17 protein-coding genes and 2 pseudogenes are annotated in these 19,313 nt (G+C 37.7%); 16 read left to right on the top strand and 3 right to left on the bottom strand.

Annotated elements, in window-relative coordinates:
- Positions 1–83: 83 nt before the first annotated feature.
- Together HX13_RS12390 and HX13_RS12385 are read right to left on the bottom strand one after the other, a co-directional pair.
- Positions 84–1,463 (bottom strand): hypothetical protein, encoded by a 1,380-nt coding sequence (locus HX13_RS12390; RefSeq protein WP_050021315.1) that lies wholly within the window; start codon positions 1,461–1,463, stop codon positions 84–86.
- Between the two features lie 254 nt (positions 1,464–1,717).
- Positions 1,718–2,134, bottom strand: coding sequence for a helix-turn-helix domain-containing protein (locus tag HX13_RS12385; RefSeq protein ID WP_050021314.1), 417 nt, complete (start codon positions 2,132–2,134; stop codon positions 1,718–1,720).
- A gap of 165 nt (positions 2,135–2,299) precedes the next feature.
- Between HX13_RS12385 and HX13_RS12380 the strand changes: the two genes are divergently transcribed.
- The 8 genes from HX13_RS12380 to argH all read left to right on the top strand — a co-directional run bounded on the left by HX13_RS12380 (position 2,300) and on the right by argH (position 11,040).
- Positions 2,300–2,899 (top strand): GNAT family N-acetyltransferase, encoded by a 600-nt coding sequence (locus tag HX13_RS12380; RefSeq protein ID WP_082129208.1) that lies wholly within the window; start codon positions 2,300–2,302, stop codon positions 2,897–2,899.
- Positions 2,871–4,067, top strand: a complete 1,197-nt coding sequence (gene argG / locus HX13_RS12375) for an argininosuccinate synthase (protein WP_050021313.1) — start codon at positions 2,871–2,873, stop codon at positions 4,065–4,067. Before HX13_RS12380 ends, argG begins: the two co-directional genes overlap by 29 nt.
- Before the next feature lie 53 nt (positions 4,068–4,120).
- Positions 4,121–5,086: an N-acetyl-gamma-glutamyl-phosphate reductase gene (gene argC, locus HX13_RS12370; RefSeq protein ID WP_050021312.1), complete on the top strand. Its 966-nt coding sequence runs from the start codon at positions 4,121–4,123 to the stop codon at positions 5,084–5,086.
- Between the two features lie 84 nt (positions 5,087–5,170).
- Positions 5,171–6,310 (top strand): aspartate aminotransferase family protein, encoded by a 1,140-nt coding sequence (locus HX13_RS12365; RefSeq protein WP_050021311.1) that lies wholly within the window; start codon positions 5,171–5,173, stop codon positions 6,308–6,310.
- A 234-nt stretch (positions 6,311–6,544) separates the two neighbouring features.
- On the top strand, positions 6,545–7,504 hold the full coding sequence (locus HX13_RS12360; RefSeq protein ID WP_050021310.1) for an acetylornithine carbamoyltransferase: 960 nt from the start codon (positions 6,545–6,547) through the stop codon (positions 7,502–7,504).
- A 47-nt stretch (positions 7,505–7,551) separates the two neighbouring features.
- Positions 7,552–8,346 carry an acetylglutamate kinase gene (gene argB / locus HX13_RS12355; protein ID WP_050021434.1) on the top strand — a complete coding sequence of 265 codons (795 nt, stop codon included), beginning with the start codon at positions 7,552–7,554 and terminating at the stop codon, positions 8,344–8,346.
- Complete coding sequence (locus HX13_RS12350; RefSeq protein ID WP_050021309.1) at positions 8,321–9,403, top strand: M20 family metallo-hydrolase; 1,083 nt, start codon at positions 8,321–8,323, stop codon at positions 9,401–9,403. Before argB ends, HX13_RS12350 begins: the two co-directional genes overlap by 26 nt.
- A 341-nt stretch (positions 9,404–9,744) precedes the next feature.
- Positions 9,745–11,040 carry an argininosuccinate lyase gene (gene argH / locus HX13_RS12345; protein WP_050021308.1) on the top strand — a complete coding sequence of 432 codons (1,296 nt, stop codon included), beginning with the start codon at positions 9,745–9,747 and terminating at the stop codon, positions 11,038–11,040.
- Positions 11,041–11,422: 382 nt separating this feature from the next.
- Here argH and HX13_RS12340 read toward each other — a convergent pair whose 3' ends face one another.
- Positions 11,423–11,884: an Lrp/AsnC family transcriptional regulator gene (locus HX13_RS12340; RefSeq protein WP_050021307.1), complete on the bottom strand. Its 462-nt coding sequence runs from the start codon at positions 11,882–11,884 to the stop codon at positions 11,423–11,425.
- Positions 11,885–12,125: 241 nt separating this feature from the next.
- On the opposite strand from HX13_RS12340, the pseudogene HX13_RS12335 reads away from it, so the two are divergent.
- The 8 genes and pseudogenes from HX13_RS12335 to HX13_RS12310 all read left to right on the top strand — a co-directional run bounded on the left by HX13_RS12335 (position 12,126) and on the right by HX13_RS12310 (position 19,136).
- Positions 12,126–13,018 (top strand): annotated as a pseudogene (locus HX13_RS12335) (aspartate carbamoyltransferase catalytic subunit).
- 200 nt (positions 13,019–13,218) lie between these two features.
- Positions 13,219–14,302, top strand: a pseudogene (locus tag HX13_RS12330) (carbamoyl phosphate synthase small subunit).
- An 11-nt stretch (positions 14,303–14,313) separates the two neighbouring features.
- Positions 14,314–14,526 (top strand): four helix bundle protein, encoded by a 213-nt coding sequence (locus HX13_RS26050; RefSeq protein WP_316931293.1) that lies wholly within the window; start codon positions 14,314–14,316, stop codon positions 14,524–14,526.
- The gene (locus HX13_RS26045) at positions 14,504–14,677 is read left to right on the top strand and encodes a four helix bundle protein (RefSeq protein ID WP_316931310.1); all 174 of its coding nucleotides are present in this window, start codon (positions 14,504–14,506) and stop codon (positions 14,675–14,677) included. The genes HX13_RS26050 and HX13_RS26045 overlap by 23 nt, the downstream gene beginning before the upstream one ends.
- Before the next feature lie 46 nt (positions 14,678–14,723).
- The gene (carB, locus tag HX13_RS12320) at positions 14,724–17,903 is read left to right on the top strand and encodes a carbamoyl-phosphate synthase large subunit (protein WP_050021306.1); all 3,180 of its coding nucleotides are present in this window, start codon (positions 14,724–14,726) and stop codon (positions 17,901–17,903) included.
- A gap of 169 nt (positions 17,904–18,072) precedes the next feature.
- On the top strand, positions 18,073–18,300 hold the full coding sequence (locus HX13_RS12315) for a hypothetical protein (RefSeq protein WP_050021305.1): 228 nt from the start codon (positions 18,073–18,075) through the stop codon (positions 18,298–18,300).
- A gap of 58 nt (positions 18,301–18,358) precedes the next feature.
- The gene (locus HX13_RS22530; RefSeq protein WP_238555279.1) at positions 18,359–18,523 is read left to right on the top strand and encodes a hypothetical protein; all 165 of its coding nucleotides are present in this window, start codon (positions 18,359–18,361) and stop codon (positions 18,521–18,523) included.
- Positions 18,524–18,635: 112 nt separating this feature from the next.
- A complete protein-coding gene (locus HX13_RS12310) occupies positions 18,636–19,136 on the top strand; it encodes a hypothetical protein (RefSeq protein ID WP_050021304.1) in 501 nt (166 codons plus the stop codon).
- Positions 19,137–19,313 lie beyond the last annotated feature (177 nt).

Below are 19,313 nucleotides of genomic sequence, written 5' to 3'. Positions count from 1 at the left end.
TGATGTTAACAGAAATATTATTTCATCCAGAATTTTATGGAAATGGATTTATTTTTTAAATTTTGTTTATTAATGGCTTATAGTTACAGGTAGATCTGGAACTGTACAATAAATTCCCCTTTTGAAGATGGGCTTTCGGTGGGGCTGGTATAAACCGGTCTTGTTGAGTATTGGGTTGTGATTTTTGCGTGATGCCCATCGATGAACCAATTGGCCCCAATATCAAATTGAGACGAAGACTTGTCAAAAGCTTCAAAATTTTTGTGAGTATAAGCTGCAAAAGGCTGTATTCTGATTTTTGGCTTCTCCGCCTGGCTCGGCAACAGTAAACCGGCCTGTGCGTAGATAATATTACCTGTTCCGATGGTCGGCTGCAGGTTTCCTGGTCCTGCAATTGCTTTATTGCCGATGAAATTGGGATCATTGGCTCCGATATTCATGGTTCCCAGGTTCCTTACATACTTAGGACCGAAATTGTAGTTATAATATCCGGCATAAGCAGAAATGGCCATTTTGTTTTTAGCTTCTCCCAACGGAATATCTGCAAACGCATCTACTGCAAACAGGGTGATGTCATGCTTTTCAATATTGGAATTGACGGAAGTCCTCGTTCCGTCTGCCTGATGATAAAAACCAGCTCCCACATTAAACACTTTCTTTGTTCCCAGATAAGAACCTACTTTGAAAGGAAGGGTGTTGGATTCCTCGTCAAGGAATTGATATTCAAGATATCCCGCTTTTGAAAAACTGGGATTGCCATTGTTGTCTACAGCTATAGCTTTGGAAGGGTCTGTTACATTTACCGGCGTGAGATCAGTAGCGAAAGGTTTGTTTAAACTTAAACGATATTCTAATTTTCCGTATTTCCCTTTGGCAAACATTCCCAGCTGTCTTGCAAACTGATCCGAATTGTCTATCAGCGGCCAGGAAAAAACAGGAGAATCTACGGTTAGGAAATTAAGTGTTGACGCCATGGTCATCCGGGAAAGCCCCATGTAGTAATGGAGTCCTGCCCCTAAAGATAAACTGAATTTTCCGGCTTCCCCGGGTAAAATAACTGCATACTCATTCCAGGCATCATGAAAGAACAGTTGTGTTTTTTTTCCGTTTCCGTATCCTCCGGTTCCTGAAGTACCTGTGGCGCCACCGTTGATGAAGGTTTGATTGTTAATCCCGAAATGAAGCAGGATCATATATCTTTTAGAGATCTGGGCATACGTTAAAGCACGCAGTCTCCTGTTTCCTATGTTCCAGGAATTGTCAGTAGGCTCTCCGCCAACCATTGTTCCGGGATTCATGGAGGTATTCCTCAGCCAAAGCTGGTCCCATAAAATAAATCTGACGAATTTGTCTCCCTCAGGATTGAGGTTGAGTTTTAAGCCGCTGCCATAATCGGGAGAACCCTGCGAATATAAAGAACTGCTGATTAAGACTGCTCCAATGAATGTGAGTAATTTCTTCATAAATTATCAATTTTTGGCGTTGTTTTTTGTGAAAGCCAAATTGTAATTAATAATTTATTTATGAAAATTTAATATATATTACTGGTAATAGTATAGTTTTAATTGGAAATTACTACTTAATCGTTTAAAAGGTTAATTATTTCTGTTGAAAAACAACCTTTTAGATCAATCAGTGAAATACATGATTTTATCTCATACCTTACAATCTCCTGCCTGATATCCAAAGTCTTTATTCTTTTTTCTTTGCTCTTGGTTTACTTTTTAAATCTTTCCCATTTGATCAGCATGTATTTATCTGCAAACTGGGTAATGATGATGCCTGAGTTTTTAATATTTTCTTCCTGAGCGATATATTCAATCAATTCATTTTGTTTCAGGACTTTATATACGGGATGGAATTCGGAATGAGGAGGTCTTGTAATGTTATACTTTTTGATCCATGAACTGATGGTCACATGAGAAACCCCTATGATCCGTTCTATTTCCCGGTAACTTAAGCCTTCAAGATACAGCTGAAGGGCCTTGGTTACATAATAATCATCAATTTGTTTGCCTAACTTTTTAACGGTGAAATAATAGTTGCAGCCCTTACAATGAAAACGTTGCTTTTCGTTGATGATGCCGCTTTTTACTACTTTGTTACTCTTGCATTTAGGACAGATATTTTCCATAGCTATATCTTTTTAGCAAATATATAATAAATTAGCAAATATATAATTTCCAATAAAGATAATTTTACCTGTTTTAAATTTTTAAACCAAAAAAAAATATCTTTTTATATTTTGGTTTTTAAAGAAATTATATTTTAAATTTGCCAAAAAAATTTAGATAAATAAATGGAAATAGAAATTTCCTCATGCGAACATCTAATGTATGTGAGTGAAATACAGCAGGAAATGTACGATTCTGCACAGCGTAGAGGAACGGGAATCGCAAAACGTTCTATCGAATATTTGAGTAAGAAGATTTCAGAAGGCAATGCTGTGGTCGCCACTGAAAACGGTGAGTGGGTAGGTTTCTGTTATATAGAAACCTGGTCACATGGAAAGTTTGTTGCCAATTCGGGACTGATTGTGTCTCCGAAATTCAGGAACGGAGGAGTAGCTACTCAGATCAAACACAAAATTTTCCAGTTATCTAGAGAAAAATACCCGGACGCGAAAGTATTTGGGCTGACAACAGGGCTTGCAGTGATGAAAATCAACAGCGATTTAGGATATAAACCGGTGATCTATTCGGAACTGACCCAGGATGAAGAATTCTGGAATGGGTGTAAGAATTGTGTGAATTATGAAATTTTAATGAAAAAGGAGCGAAAGAACTGCTTATGTACCGCAATGCTTTTCGTTCCTGATAATAATAAAGTAAACGGTATTGCCAACAAGCAGCCGGAAAATAAATATAACAATGAACAAGAAAGTCATCTTAGCGTTTAGCGGAGGTTTGGATACTTCCTACTGTGCTAAATACCTTAGTGAAACACTGGGGTATGATGTGTACGCAGTTACTGTAAATACCGGAGGTTTTTCTAAAGAAGAAGAAAAAGAGCTGGAAAGGAAAGCTTTAAAACTTGGAGTAAAAGAATACAGGTGTGTGGATGCTCAGGAGGATTATTACAATTCTTGTGTGAAGTATTTGATTTTTGGAAATGTGCTGAAAAATAATACCTATCCGCTTTCTGTAAGTGCGGAGCGTACGATCCAGGCGCAGGAAATTGCAAAATACGCAATGGAAGTAAATGCTGAGGCTATTGCCCACGGAAGTACAGGTGCGGGAAATGATCAGGTGCGTTTTGATCTGATTTTCCAGGTCATGTGTCCTGATGTTGAAATTATCACGCCGATCCGCGATATGGCTCTGTCCCGTGAAGAGGAAATAGAATTTTTGAAAAATCATGGATATGAGATGGAATTTCAGAAAGCACAATACTCAGTGAATAAAGGTCTGTGGGGAACCTCGGTAGGTGGTAAAGAAACCCTGACGTCCAGAAATTATTTGCCTGAAGAAGCATTTCCATCACAAATCCGGCAAACTGAGCCCTCAGAAATGGAGATAGAGTTTAAGAATGGTGAAATTATAGCGGTCAATGGTGAAAACTTTGAACACCCTGTATATGCGATTCAAAAAATAGAAGAACTGGCCTCTGCTTATGGAATAGGGCGTGATATCCATGTAGGAGATACGATTGTAGGAATTAAAGGAAGAGTAGGATTTGAAGCGGCAGCGGCCTCGGTAATTATCAAAGCGCACCATTTGTTGGAAAAACATACCCTTTCAAAATATCAGCAGATGATGAAGTCGCAATTGTCAGACTGGTACGGAAACTGGCTGCATGAAGCACTTTTCCTGGATCCCGTGATGAGAAACATTGAATCTTTCTTGACGGATTCTCAAAAAACCGTAAGTGGGAAAGTATTTATAACGCTTTATCCGTACAGGTTTATTTTAAATGGAATTGAATCCGGTCATGACCTGATGTCAGATAAATTCGGAAGCTATGGAGAAGCCAACAGGGCATGGACAGGGCAAGATGTGAAAGGATATACAAAAATTGTAAGCAATTCCTTAAATATATACCACCAGATCAATAAAAATACCAATTAGTTCCGAAGGAACGATTTAACCCCAAGATAGGACGCAGTCCTATCAGTTTAAAAATGAAAAAAACAGTAGGAATAGTTGGAGCCAACGGTTATACAGGAAGCGAGCTGATACGCTTACTGGCCTTCCATCCCCATGTGACATTGAGTTTTTTATATAGTCGTTCAAATTCGGGGACAAAAATATCGGATTTGTACCCGGATTTAACGACAGTTTGTGATCAGGTTTTAACGGATGAGTTTGAGGAAGTGGATATTCTTTTTTTATGTCTTCCCCATAAGGAAAGCCGGAATTGGTTAGCTCAAAATCCTGTTAAGGATGAAACACTGGTAATTGATCTCGGAAATGATTTCCGTTTAGAAGGAAATTTCGGGAATAGAAATTTTATCTACGGATTACCTGAAATCAATAAAAAACATTTCCAGGGCTCAAAGAGTATTGCCAATGCGGGATGCTTTGCTACAGCTATCCAATTGGCATTGTTGCCATTGGCAGAAAAAGGAATGTTAGATGAGGTTTACACCACAGGGATTACGGGTTCCACAGGAGCCGGCCAGTCTTTGCAGGCAACCACTCATTTTACCTGGAGAAATGATAATATTTCAGCCTATAAAACCTTAACCCATCAGCATGTGGATGAGATTTTGCAACAGCTGGTTTCATTGAATAATAAAGAAGTAACCCTGAATTTTGTTCCATGGAGAGGGGATTTTGCAAGAGGGATTTTTACAAGTTCCACGATGAAGACGGATTTGAAGCTGGAGGAATTAAAACAATTGTATCAGGATTTTTATGCAGAGGAGCCTTTCGTTACCGTTAGTAGCAGGGCGGTTGATTTAAAGCAGGTTGTCAATACCAATCGCTGTGTGATTCAGATTGAAAAGAGTGGAAATGTTGCCGTTATTCACTCAGCGATTGACAATTTGTTAAAAGGGGCTTCAGGACAGGCTGTACAAAATATGAATATCGCCATGGACTGGGAAGAAAATGCAGGACTGAACCTGAAACCAATAGCATTTTAATACAGTAATGTACCAACTGATATTATGGGAAAAACTCGAAAATTGAATCCCGTATCATTAATCAATTATCATTTATAAAAAGACATGAATTTATTCAACGTATATCCATTATTCAACATAAATCCAATCAAAGCTCAGGGATCTTTCCTTTGGGATGATAAAGGCGAACAATACCTTGATTTTTACGGAGGTCATGCTGTTATTTCTATCGGTCACAACCATCCGCATTATCAAAATAAATTAAAAGAACAGCTGGAGAAGATCTCTTTCTATTCTAATTCTGTTCAGAATGAATTGCAGGCAGAGCTTGCAAACAAGCTTGGAAAGCTTTCAGGATATGAGGATTATAGCCTTTTTCTGTGTAATTCGGGAGCTGAGGCCAATGAGAATGCCTTAAAATTAGCTTCTTTTCATAATGGAAAAAGCAAAGTGCTTTACTTCTCAGGATCATTTCACGGAAGAACATCCGCAGCTGTTTCAGTAACGGATAATCCTAAAATTGTGGCTCCTGTAAACTTCTCAGAACGCTTTATTAGGTCTGAATGGAATAATGTAGAACAGCTTGAAGAGACCTTTGAGATTCATGGAAATGAAATTTCTTCTGTAATTATCGAAGGAATTCAGGGAGTAGGAGGGATTATGATTCCAACACCGGAATTTTTATCAAAAATTAAAGAATTATGCGAGAAATATGATGTTGTTCTTATTTTGGATGAAGTACAGTCCGGATACGGAAGAAGCGGATATTTCTTTGCCCATCAGGAATTTGGAGTTGAGGCAGATATTATCACAACAGCTAAAGGAATGGGGAATGGATTTCCGGTTGGCGGAGTTTTAATTCATCCTAAATTCCAGGCGAGCAATGGCTTATTGGGAACTACATTTGGCGGAAATCATTTAGCTTGTGTAGCTTCTATTGCCGTTCTGGATGTGATGAAAGATGAAAATCTCATCAAAAATGCTCAACAAATGGGCGAGTATATTGAAAATAAAATTAAAGATTTACCACACATAAGATCCATCCGAAGGAAAGGACTGATGATTGGAATAGAACTCGACAGAGACTGCTCAGAAGTAAGGAAAAGCTTACTGTTCGATCATCATATTTTCACAGGGAATTCTAATGATAAAACGGTGTTAAGGATTCTTCCGGCACTCAATATCAAGAAAGAGGAAACGGATCTGTTCATCAACGCTTTGAAAACGGTGTTAGAGAATATTTAAAATCACAAAGTCACAAAAGAGTTTAAACCCTTAAGTGATGTTAAGAAACTACTGAACGCTTAAAAAGCACGCTTGATTTGAAAATCTTAGATTTTCTGCTTATGTGAACTTTATATACAGTTTCATTTTAAACTTACTTAAGTGTTCTAAAGTGTTTAAATAAAAACTTTTGTGTCTTTTGTGGTTGAATTAGCAATTAAGTAGGTAAAGAAAACCTTTAAAATCAATTTTAAAATGAAAAAATTCACTACTGTAAATGATGTAGAAAACTTACAGGAAATCATAAATAAAGCTTTAAAAATAAAATTAAACCCACTTTCGGAGACAGAAAAAGGAAAAGGGAAAACAATCGGACTTGTATTTTTAAATTCAAGCCTTAGAACCCGTCTGAGCAGCCAGATTGCAGCGCAAAACCTGGGACTGAATGTATTAACCTTAAACGCAGCCCAGGAAGCATGGAACCTTGAATTTGCTGATGGAGCCGTGATGAATGGTGACACCGTAGAACATATCAAAGATGCCATTGAGGTTTTAAATCAATATTGTGACATCATTGCAGTACGGTGCTTCGCCGGAATGAAAAGCAAGGAAGATGATGTGAATGAAAGCATCCTGAGCCAGTTTGAACAGCATGCAAAAGTTCCTGTTGTTTCCCTTGAATCTGCAACGCGACATCCGCTGCAAAGCCTGGCAGACTGTATTACCATTACAGAAAACTGGAAAAAAGATCATAAGCCAAAAGTAGTGTTGACCTGGGCACCGCATATTAAGCCGATTGCTCATGCGGTAGGAAATTCCTTCGCAGAATGGATGCAGAAAATGGATGTTGAGCTGGTAATCGCTAATCCTGAAGGATATGATTTAGATCCAGCCTTTACAAAAGATACGCCGATAATTCATGACCAGGATGAAGCCTTGAAACATGCAGATTTTATCTATGTGAAAAACTGGTCGTCTTTTGATGATTATGCGGCAATGCCTGAAGTGAAAGAAAACTGGATGCTGACCAATGAAAAACTGGCCGGTACTAACCATGCAAAAGTAATGCACTGTCTTCCGGTTCGTCGTAATGTAGAATTAAGTGATGAAGTAATGGACGGAGAAAATTCCATCATCTATCAGCAGGCAAAGAACCGTGTTTTCTCAGCGCAGGCTGTGTTCAGTGAAATCCTGGATGAACTGAATGCTGAATAATCTTTACCCTTGTCAAGGGTAATCAAGGGTAATAAGAAATGATAAAGATGAAACAGAAAATATACATCATAAAAATAGGCGGAGCGCTCATTGATGATGAACGATTACTGGATCAGTTTTTAGATCAGTTTTCCGGAATTAAAGGCAAAAAGATCCTTGTGCATGGTGGAGGTAAGTTGGCAACAACATTGGCTGATAAGCTGGGTGTCGAGCAAAAGATGATCAACGGAAGGAGGATTACCGATAAAGAAACGTTGGATATTGTAACGATGGTTTATGCAGGTGGAATCAATAAGAATATTGTTGAAAAACTGCAGCAGAAAAAATGTAATGCCATAGGGTTTTCCGGTGCCGACGGGAATTTGATCAAGGCTAAAAAAAGAGAACATCCTGAAATTGATTTCGGATATGTAGGAGATATCAATAAGAAAAGTATCAATAAAAAATTACTTTCTAAATTGATCAAACTGGATCTTGTTCCTGTATTTTCTGCCATTACACATGATAAAAAAGGAAATCTGTTCAATACCAATGCAGATACCATTGCTTCTGTGATAGCTCAGGCTTTATCAGAGAAGTATGAAGTTGAGCTTCTGTATTGTTTTGATAAAGAAGGTGTCCTGGAAGATATAAATGATCCGGAATCTGTGATCAGAACTGTTTCTGAAGAAGAATTTGCAGTGTTGAAACAGGAAGGAAAACTTCATAAAGGAATTTTACCCAAGCTGGAAAACGCCATTGGAGCAATAAAAAATAATGTAGATAAAGTGTTTCTGATTAAAGAAACCGAGCTGAAAAATCATATAGAAAATCATCATGCAGGAACTGAAATCTGTTTATAATAAAGAAGAACTGTTGAATAATGCAGTTGAATTGCTGAAAAATCTGATTGAAATTCCTTCATTCAGCAAAGATGAATTCAACACATCGGTAGAGATTGAGAAATTCTTCATGAAACATCAGGTCCCGACAAAACGTTTTAAAAATAACATCTGGGCCGTGAATAAGCACTTTGATGTATTTAAACCTTCTGTTTTGCTGAATACCCACCATGATACAGTAAAACCTAATAAAGCTTATACACTGGATCCGTTTGTACCGGTTGAAAAAGATGGAAAACTCTATGGGTTGGGAAGCAATGACGCAGGTGCATCATTGGTTTCTATGGCTCAGGTTTTTTTACATTTTTATAATAAAGAAGATTTACAATATAATTTAGTTATTGCTTTGACAGCAGAGGAGGAGATTTCAGGTTTTGACGGAATTGAGGCCTTGTTTCCACAGCTTCCTAATATAGAACTCGCCATTGTAGGAGAACCCACGCAGATGAATCTGGCGATTGCAGAAAAAGGATTGCTTGTGATAGATGGGGAAATGAAGGGAACTCCTTCTCATGCTGCTCATCCTAATGATGATAATTCAATTGTAAAATGCATGCAGGATCTGCAGCATATTTTAAACTTTAAATTTCCAAAGGTTTCAGAATATCTGGGCGATGTTAAAATTACCTTGTCGGGGATTCATGCCGGCGTCCAGCATAATGTGGTGCCTGAGTCTTGTAGCTTTACATTGGATGTAAGAGTAACGGATGAATACTCCAATAAGGAAGCTTTTGAGATCATTCAATCCCAAATGAAATCAACTCTTACTGCAAGGTCTTTCAGATTGAATTCTTCAAAAATTGAAATGGAACACCCGTTCGTACAGGCCGGATTGGAGATAGGAAGGACGACTTACGGCTCGCCTACTTCCTCAGACCAGGCTATCATTCCATGTACCTCGGTGAAGATAGGTCCGGGTGATAGTAGGCGCTCCCACACGGCAGATGAATTCATTTATATCAGTGAGATAGAAGAAGGAATTGATATCTATATCCGGATTTTGGAAAAAGTGTTATAGAGATATATCAGAGATCAGGCATCAGAAATAATGACAAATAAAGAATCTGGTGTCTGACATCTGAATCTGGATATCTAATATATGTTTTGATTCTGCCCGGCAGGCAAAAGGTTTAGTTTTTAATAAGGATTTATGCAAAAATGAAGATTAGAAATGAAGACTTTAAATGAGGAAATGTTTTTTTTATAGTTAATAATAAGGATGCTCTGCCGGGCATGTCAAAACCGGACAATATTCAACCCGTTTTATGAATTACCATTAAGAATTTTATAATAACAATGAAGATGGAAATGGTGATTACATATAACCTTAGAAAAATAGAGAATTACATATGAAAAAAAATATGGCAGAAGGATGACCTGGCCACCAATATATTAGTCAATAACTTTACGGTAGGAAAGGATCTTGACTTTGATGAGCGTTTAGCAAAATATGATGTTAAAGGTTCAATGGCGCATTGCAAAATGTTGTCAGAAACCGGGATTATTTCCCATGAAGAATCAGAACAGATGCTATCTGTGTTAAATACTATTTTAAATAAAATTGAAGAAGGCAGTTTTGAAATTGATAAAGAAGCTGAGGATATCCATTCTCAGGTAGAAGCAATCCTGATTGCAGAGCTTGGCGATACAGGAAAGAAAATTCATACAGCGAGATCCAGAAATGACCAGGTTTTACTGGATATCAAGCTGTATCTGCTGGATGAGATCCGTGAGATTACAATACTTACTGATGAATTTTTCCAGATCCTGATTCAGCTGGCGGATCAGCATAAAAATGTGTTGCTTCCTGGATATACGCATTTGCAGATTGCGATGCCTTCATCATTCGGATTGTGGTTCGGGGCTTATGCGGAAGCGCTTTTGGATGATGTGGAAATGTTGTTTTCGGTAAAGAATATCATCAATAAAAATCCGCTGGGATCAGCAGCAGGATATGGTTCCTCATTCCCGATTAATCGTGAAAGTACTACGTATAACCTAGGCTTTCAGTCGATGAATTATAATTCGGTGTACGCTCAGATGACCCGCGGAAAGTCGGAAAAGTTGTTGGCAATGTCAATGGCTGCTTTAGCGGGAACGCTTGGTAAATTTGCCTATGATGTATGCCTGTATCTGAATCAGAATTTTGATTTCATCAGTTTTCCCAAAGAATTTACAACGGGAAGCAGCATTATGCCCCATAAAAAGAATCCGGACATCTTTGAGCTGGTCCGGGCACGATGCAACAGAATCCAGGCTCTTCCCAATGAACTGATCCTTTTGACAAATAACCTTCCTTCAGGATACCACAGAGATGTACAGCTTACCAAGGAAATCCTTTTTCCGGCAATAGATTCTTTAAAAGAATGCCTGGAAATTTTAAGTTATACTTTACCTAATATTCAGGTTAAAGACGGAATTCTTGAGGATAAAAAATATAAATACCTGTTCAGTGTGGAAAAGATCAATGAAGAAGTGAAAAATGGCAGTTCATTTCGTGATGCCTATATAAAAGTAGGACAGGAAATTGAAAATAATGAGTTTGACTTTGAGCCGGGTAACCTGGATCACACTCACCAGGGAAGCATCGGCAATCTTTGTCTGGATAAAATAGAGTATCAGTTCAATAAACTGAAGAACAAATTATTGGGTTAGAATCTGAACCATTAAGATGTAAAAATACTTAGGTGAAATTGTACAGCGTTTTAAAATTACTTTAATACTGTCTTACACACTCGTTGTGAAACCTTAATCTTAATAAATCTTACCTGCTTAAGTGATCTTAATGGTTAGATTTTACTCTGCTCTTTGAATTTGATGATTGATTTAAAATTATTGGATATAGTTGAATATCAGGATTAATATGCTGCCGGAAATTTTAAAGATGATCTTAGTGCTTTAAGTTTCGGAACTTCTTTGTGTCTTTGCTTTTTTTAATAAGATAAGGTACTTAGAGAATGAAAGCGGTTGGTAAATGAGGCACAATTAAGAAAGATTTCCTGCAAGAAGTCAAACAGTTCCGGGATATATAATTAAGCTATTCCAGATCGATTTTAAATTTGGTAGACTTTTTCACCTCATGAAGCACAATAGAGCTGTGGTATTGCCCGATGTTAGGAAGATTGGAAATTACACTTACAGCGAACTCATTATAGGAATTGATATCTTTTGCGATAATTTTCAGCATATAATCATATTCCCCTGATAAGCTGGTGATTTCCTGAACTTCGTCGTATTTTGAAATGTTTTTCTCAAAGGTCTCCAGTACTTTCTTGGATTGCTCTTTAAGACGTACATTACAATATACAATAATATTCAGGCCTAGTTTTTCACGGTTCAAAAGACCTACATATTTTTCAATGACTCCTTGTTTCTCCAGTTGTTTGATCCGCTCATAGGTGGGAGTAAAGGTAAGACCTATCTTTTCTGAAATTTCTTTCACAGATAAAGTAGAGTCTTCCTGAATAATACTGAGAATCATTTTGTCTTTTAAATCCATAGGGTAAATTTGAGTTTTAACAAAAATATTAATTTTAAATGAGAATAAGGAAATACTGAAGTTTTTAATTTATTTTAAATTTAATTTTTGTGGGTTTCTAAAATTGTTGTATCTTTGCACCTAATGAATAAAAAAGCATTTATATCATTAGACTTACCGGGCGAAAGCGCCCTTTACGATATTTATTGTTATTAAGCGAAGATAGTTGTCTTCGCTTTTTTTATGCCCAAAAATAAGAATTATGTTTACGATTACAGAACTAAGCACCGAGAGAATCAACAGTATACTGACAGAAGCCCTGGCTTTTGCAAACGGTAAAACTGCTAAAATTGAAGGAGAAGTTTTTTTGCTCAAACCTTTTCTTCGAAGACAGTACAAGAACAAAAACAAGTTTTGATATTGCAGAAAGAAGATTAGGTCTTCAGGTTGTGCCTTTTGATGCCTCACACAGTTCCGTAAATAAAGGGGAAAGCCTGTATGATACAGTGAAAACGATTGAAAGCCTGGGGGTAAACCTGGTGGTGATCCGGGATAAAAAAGACAGGTATTTTGAAGAATTGAAGAATATAAAGATTCCTGTAATCAATGGCGGTGACGGAACGGGAAACCATCCTTCACAATGTATGCTGGATCTGATGACCATCTATCAGGAGTTTGGGAAATTTGAAGGACTGAAAGTAGGAATTGTAGGGGATGTGAAACACAGCCGTGTAGCCAATTCCAACGCAGAAGCACTAAGAAGGCTGGGAGCAAAAGTATATTTCTCAGGACCCGAACAATGGTTTGATGAAGGAGCTTTAATCAACGGAACATATCTGTCAGTAGATGAACTAATTGCTGAAGTGGATGTTCTGATGCTGTTAAGAATCCAGCATGAAAGACATGATGCAGCAATGAGTTTTACCGCTTCAGAATATCACAAAAGATATGGTCTGACCAAAGAGAGGGAAAAAGCCATGAAAAAAAGAAGCAATCATCATGCATCCGGCACCTATCAACAGGGGCGTGGAAATAGATTCTGATCTGGTAGAATGCGAAAGATCAAGAGTGTTCAAACAAATGCAGAACGGCGTCTTCGCCAGAATGGCTATTTTGAAAGAAGCCCTGGAAGAGAAAGGGTTTACCTTTAAATAAAAGAGCCAGGGTAAAAGTATGGTGAGCTCCGTAGGAGCGACTGTTAATAGCCAAGGATGAAATCCATGGTAAATAAATGAAGACAACAATTGGAAGCCCTGTAGGGGCGACCTGTTCATAACAACGGAAGAAACCCTTGAAAAAATAAAAAGCCTCGTAGAGGCGACCTGTTAATAAAAAAGAAAATCTAAATAGAAAAAATGAAGAAAAAATTAATACTGGAGTCCGGTGAAGTGTTTCATGGAGAAGGTTTCGGAGCTGAATTGGAAACTGCAGGAGAAGTAGTTTTCAATACCGGAATGACTGGGTATCAGGAATTGATCTCTGATCCATCGTATTGTGGTCAGATAGTTTGTATGACCTATCCGCTTATCGGGAATTATGGTATTAACCGTGATGATTATGAAAGTATCGAGCCGGCAATCAAAGGGCTTATCGTAAAAGAACTTTGCGATCTTCCTTCCAACTTCCGTACTCAGATCACTTTAGATGAATTATTTAAAAAGAAAAAACCTTTCAGGAATTTCAGGAATTGACACAAGAAGACTGACAAGAATTCTTCGTAACCACGGAGTAGTGAAAGGAAAAATCGTGAATGCTGATGCTGATGAAAATGTTGTTGCGGCAGAATTGAAATCAACCAGCTTCCCGATCAATCAAGTGGAAGAAGTTTCCACTAAAACGCCTTACGCCAATCCAAACAGAGGTTTCAAAGTGGTGTTGGTAGATTTCGGGGCAAAATTGGGAATTATCAGGGAATTATCTCAAAGAAACTGTGATATTATTGTAGTTTCCCAGGATACTACCGCTGAAGATATCCTGTTGATGAACCCGGATGGGATCATGCTTTCAAATGGCCCTGGTGATCCGGAAGATGTACCACACGCATTAGATATGATCCGTGGATTATTAGGAAAAGTTCCAATCTTCGGAATCTGCTTAGGACACCAGCTGATTGGTCTTGCTTGTGGAGCAAAAACATTTAAATTAAAATTCGGACACAGGGGAGGAAACCACCCGGTACTGGATTTAGAAAAAAACAGGGTAGCCATCACTTCCCAAAACCACGGATATGCCGTAGATCAGGAAAGCTTAAAAGGAACAGACCTTATCGAAACTCACATAGCCCTGAACGACAGGACAAACGAAGGTCTGAGACACAAAGTCCACCCGTGCTTCTCTGTTCAGTACCACCCTGAAGCAAGTCCAGGTCCTGAAGATGCAAACTACCTGTTTGATGAGTTCATTGATTTAATGTACCAATTTAAAAATGTACCAGTTTAACAATAATTAAAATGATCAATTTCGAAAACAATCCTTTAATTGAAAAAACCGTTAAGTTCTCATTAGATATTATAGAGTACTGTGAATTATTGGAAAGTAAAAAGAAATTTATTATTGCTAAACAATTATTACGTTCCGGAACAAGTATTGGTGCAAATTCTTTTGAAGCACAAAATCCATACAGTAAAAAAGATTTTGTGAATAAAGTCAAAAATTGCCGCTAAAGAGCTTGAAGAAACAAAATATTGGTTATACCTGTGTAAACACTCTCAAAGTTATCCATTTAATGAAAATTTGGAAACACAGATTATAGAAATTGGAAAGATTATTTATAAAATTTTAAGCACAAGTTTATCAAATGAAAACGGGCAGTAACATTGTTACACTGTTAGATTGATAAATTGTTACATTTTAAACCCCTATGAAAAGAAACGATATAAAAACAATTTTAGTAATCGGTTCAGGACCTATCATCATCGGTCAGGCAGCTGAATTTGATTACGCAGGAACGCAGGCTTGTCTGTCTCTGAAAGAAGAAGGCTACAAGGTAATTTTGATTAACTCAAACCCTGCAACGATCATGACGGATGTGGAAATCGCAGATAAAGTATATATCGAGCCGATTTCATTACAGTTTGTAAGCCACATCATCAGAAAAGAACGTCCCGATGCATTATTGCCGACACTCGGAGGGCAAACAGGACTTAACATGGCGGTAGAACTGGAAAAATCAGGAATTCTTGAAGAATGCAAAGTAGAAGTATTGGGAACTAAGCTTTCTGCGATCAACAGAGCAGAAGACAGAGACCTTTTCCGTGAGCTGATGAGAGAACTGAATGAACCGGTTCCTGAATCTGATATTGTAAATACAGTAGAAGGAGCACTTGCCTTTGCTGATGAAATCGGGTATCCTGTCATTGTTCGTCCTGCCTTTACCATGGGAGGAACGGGAGGCGGTATTGCTTCCACAGAAGCCGAATTGAAGGAGATTGCTGAGCTGGGATTAAAGCACAGCCCGGTTACCCAGTGTCTTATCGAAAAATCAATTGCAGGTTTCAAAGAAATAGAATACGAAGTAATGCGTGATGCAAACGACAACGCCATTGTAGTTTGTAACATGGAAAATATTGACCCGGTAGGAGTTCACACAGGAGACTCTATCGTAGTAGCACCTTCTCAGACGCTTTCAGACAGAGAATATCAGTTACTGAGAAATGCTTCTCTTAAGATCATCAGAGCCTTGGGAATTGAGGGAGGTTGTAATGTACAGTTAGCGTTGGATCCACATTCATTCAACTACTATATCATTGAGGTTAACCCGAGAGTTTCCCGTTCATCAGCGTTAGCAAGTAAAGCAACAGGATACCCGATTGCAAAGATTGCTGCGAAAATTGCAGTAGGATTAACACTGGATGAAATCATGAACCCGGTAACAGGAAAAACATACGCATGTTTTGAACCTGCCCTGGATTATGTGGTGACTAAATTCCCGAGATTCCCATTCGATAAATTCGAAACAGCAGACAGAAGGCTTTCCACTCAGATGAAAGCAACAGGAGAAGTAATGGCGATCGGAAGAAACCTTGAGGAATCTTTACAGAAAGCAATCCGTTCACTGGAAACAGGAATCAGACATTTGGGATTAAAAACCAAGCAGGCCCAGGCCCTTACTGATGAAGAAATTGAAAGAAGAATCAGGGTGTGTGATGATGAGAGACTATTCATCATCGGAGATGCTTTGAGAAGAGGATACGACTGGGAACAAATCGTAGAATGGAGTAAAATTGATAAATTCTTCATCTGGAAACTGAAAAAACTGGTTGACTTTGAAAAAGTAATTGCTGCTAATAAATTTGATAAAGAAACTTTAATTGAAGCTAAAAGATTAGGTTTCGCAGATATCAATATCGCAGTTCTCTGGGAGGTAACAGAACGTGAAGTGTTCAACTTCAGAAAAGAAAACGGGGTAATGCCGGTATATAAAATGGTAGACACCTGCGCTGCTGAATTTGAAAGCGAAACACCATATTTCTATGGGACCTACGAAGAAGAAAACGAAAGTGTTGTCTCAGATAAAGAAAAGATCATCGTTTTAGGTTCAGGACCTATCAGAATCGGGCAGGGAGTTGAATTTGACTATGCAACAGTTCACTCGGTATGGGCAATTAAAGAAATGGGTTACGAAGCGATTATCATTAACAATAATCCTGAAACAGTTTCTACAGACTTCTCCATCTCTGATAAGCTATACTTTGAGCCATTGACGGAAGAAGATGTAATGAACATCATCGAACTTGAAAAACCTAAAGGTGTGGTGGTACAGTTCGGAGGACAAACTGCCATCAACCTTGCAGATAAATTAGCTTCTCACGGAGTACAGATCTTAGGAACTTCACTGGAAGACCTTGACAGAGCTGAAAACAGGGATAAATTCGAAAAAGCACTTCAGGAACTTGGTATTCCTCAACCAAAAGGAAGAACTTCCACCTCAAAAGAAGAAGCCATCAAAATTGCCAATGAAATCGGGTACCCGGTATTGGTGCGTCCAAGCTACGTTTTAGGAGGTAGAGCAATGGAGATTGTATATGGAGAATCAGAACTGGCTCATTACATGGAACATGCAGTAGATGCAAGTCCTGAGCACCCTGTTTTGGTAGACAAATACATGGTAGGAAAAGAAATCGAAGTAGATGCCATCTGCGACGGTGAAACTGTAGTAATCCCCGGAATTATGGAGCATATCGAAAGAGCTGGGGTTCACTCCGGAGACTCTATTGCAGTGTATCCGCCACAGAATATTTCTCAAAGCGAAATCGACACGCTGGTTGATTACACCCAAAGATTAGCAAAAGGACTGAATGTTGTCGGATTAATGAATATCCAGTACGTTCTTTTCGAGGGCAATGTGTATGTAATCGAAGTAAATCCGCGGTCTTCAAGAACAGTTCCTTTCTTATCCAAAATTACAGACGTTCCGATGGCCAACCTTGCAACGAAAGCAATCTTAGGACAGAAGCTGGCAGATCTTGGTTATAAAAACGGTCTGGTTCCAAACAAAGAAGGAGTATTTGTGAAAGTTCCTGTGTTCTCTTTCTCAAAGCTGACAAAAGTAGATATATCCCTGGGGCCGGAAATGAAGTCTACAGGAGAGGTTATGGGGAAAGATACAACGCTGGAGAAAGCACTTTATAAAGGTCTTGTTGCTGCAGGAAGAAAAGTTCCGATGCATGGATCCATTTTGTTTACGGTAGCCGATAAGCATAAAGAAGAAGCAGCAGCTCTTGCAGCAAGATTCCATGAAGTAGGATTCAGAATATGGGCTACGGAAGGTACTGCGAAGTTCTTTGAAGAAAAAGGCATCCCATGCAAAATCGGATACAAAATCGGAGAAGAGGATGTAAACCTGATCGACCTGATCCAGAAAGGAAAAGTTCAGTATGTAGTTAATACAACTACTAAAGGTAAACAAGCCGAAAGAGACGGATTCCAGATCAGAAGAATGAGTGTAGAGAATGGAGTTCCTTGTTTAACATCAATGGACACTGTGGAAGCAATCTTAAAAGTAATCGAAAGCATGAGCTTCAAAATGGAGACGATGTAATTCGGATAAAAGTAAATATAATAAACCCAGCAAGCTTTCTTGCTGGGTTTTGTTTGTTTGGTATTTCTCTTCCTTTATACTTTGTCAAAGAATTCTTGTGTGAAACTATATTACCTGGAATTTGGATTTTTATTATATTTAAAAAGTTTATTAGCTCAATAAAAACATCATGATTATAACCAGAAAATTCTTAACCTCGTTTATTGCTTTTATCTTTCTTTTTACATTATCAGGATGTTCCATCCCCACCGATTTTTACCTTCAGAATTTAACCGGGACTAAAAAAATAATAAAAATAAATTATCTCGGAAATATTGTAAACTCTTTGGAAAAAGACACCTATGGAAGATTTAGCTTCAATTACATAGATGATGTAGTGAACCCAAGACTTTTTTAAAAGAGAAAAAAATATTAAATCACTGGAAAAAATAAAAATTGATAGTACCAGTATTACAGTGGAAATGGGACCTGAATCTACTATGCGGGTTGAAAAAGCGCATAATTATCATTGGAACTGGAGGATTGCCAGTATTGAAATTGATGATAAGGTGTATACCATTAAAGAATTGAATGAAAATTCTGATAAAATAAAAAATGATTATATCTTCAAAATTAAGTAATGCCTTCCATGTTGTTTTTTTTTGCAATTTATTTATAAATTAGAGCGTTAAAATTCAAAATGTTAATGCGATTTAAAAACTGATAAAAATTCCACCCAATCAAAAAATAACCATGGCAGAATACCACGTAAAATCAAACAACTCTTTATCTTTTGAAATCACAAAAAGCAGCCAATTAGTTGGAAGCCTTACTTATAAAAGCTGGTTTACATTTAATGCTGAAATTGAAACTGCAGAACATCAACGCTATCAGATTGAGCCAAAAGGTTTTTGGGGAACCACTATTGAATTAAAGAATGGAGAGCAGGTACTCCTGAAATTCAGGATGAACTGGACTGGAGAAATTGTCATTCAAACCAGTTTCAACGGAATGAAAAATGGCTATGTTTTCAAGCACAGAGGTGTTTTTAAAGATTCATTTGTACTTACGGATCAGGAAGGAATTGAGCTTTTGGTGTTGAAGCCCAATTTGTCATGGAAACTGATGAATTATGAATATCAAATAATTACCACTGAACATTTTGAAACACTTCCCAATAAAGAAATACTGTTAATCACTGCATTACATTGTGGCAATTATTATATGTCTATGATGGTAGGTGCGGTAATATAGATGAATCATTGATAATTATACAGGATGCTTGAATGTTTAATTAAAAATAACTTCAATAATAAATAAAGGGTTTTCGATTTCCGAAAACCCTTTATTTATGGCCTTTTTTAGCGTGAAATTTTATGATTTCCATCATGTTTTTATTTAGAATCAATAAAAATAAATTAATTTAGCGAC

Origin of the sequence: Chryseobacterium sp. P1-3, from assembly GCF_000738495.1 — a bacterium.
GTDB classification, from domain to species: Bacteria; Bacteroidota; Bacteroidia; order Flavobacteriales; family Weeksellaceae; genus Chryseobacterium; species Chryseobacterium gallinarum.
This window is presented reverse-complemented; position numbering and strand designations above follow the sequence as displayed.

What these genes read in the sequence shown, in the direction of transcription:
- HX13_RS12310 (WP_050021304.1), top strand. Translation starts at nt 18,636, where the DNA reads ATGGCAGAATACCACGTAAAATCAAACAACTCTTTATCTTTTGAAATC.
- argB (WP_050021434.1), top strand. Translation starts at nt 7,552, where the DNA reads ATGAAACAGAAAATATACATCATAAAAATAGGCGGAGCGCTCATTGAT.
- HX13_RS12380 (WP_082129208.1), top strand. Translation starts at nt 2,300, where the DNA reads ATGGAAATAGAAATTTCCTCATGCGAACATCTAATGTATGTGAGTGAA.
- HX13_RS12350 (WP_050021309.1), top strand. Translation starts at nt 8,321, where the DNA reads ATGCAGGAACTGAAATCTGTTTATAATAAAGAAGAACTGTTGAATAAT.
- HX13_RS12315 (WP_050021305.1), top strand. Translation starts at nt 18,073, where the DNA reads ATGATTATAACCAGAAAATTCTTAACCTCGTTTATTGCTTTTATCTTT.
- argG (WP_050021313.1), top strand. Translation starts at nt 2,871, where the DNA reads ATGAACAAGAAAGTCATCTTAGCGTTTAGCGGAGGTTTGGATACTTCC.
- HX13_RS12385 (WP_050021314.1), bottom strand. Translation starts at nt 2,134, where the DNA reads ATGGAAAATATCTGTCCTAAATGCAAGAGTAACAAAGTAGTAAAAAGC.
- HX13_RS12340 (WP_050021307.1), bottom strand. Translation starts at nt 11,884, where the DNA reads ATGGATTTAAAAGACAAAATGATTCTCAGTATTATTCAGGAAGACTCT.
- HX13_RS26050 (WP_316931293.1), top strand. Translation starts at nt 14,314, where the DNA reads ATGATCAATTTCGAAAACAATCCTTTAATTGAAAAAACCGTTAAGTTC.
- argC (WP_050021312.1), top strand. Translation starts at nt 4,121, where the DNA reads ATGAAAAAAACAGTAGGAATAGTTGGAGCCAACGGTTATACAGGAAGC.
- HX13_RS12360 (WP_050021310.1), top strand. Translation starts at nt 6,545, where the DNA reads ATGAAAAAATTCACTACTGTAAATGATGTAGAAAACTTACAGGAAATC.
- HX13_RS12390 (WP_050021315.1), bottom strand. Translation starts at nt 1,463, where the DNA reads ATGAAGAAATTACTCACATTCATTGGAGCAGTCTTAATCAGCAGTTCT.
- HX13_RS12365 (WP_050021311.1), top strand. Translation starts at nt 5,171, where the DNA reads ATGAATTTATTCAACGTATATCCATTATTCAACATAAATCCAATCAAA.
- carB (WP_050021306.1), top strand. Translation starts at nt 14,724, where the DNA reads ATGAAAAGAAACGATATAAAAACAATTTTAGTAATCGGTTCAGGACCT.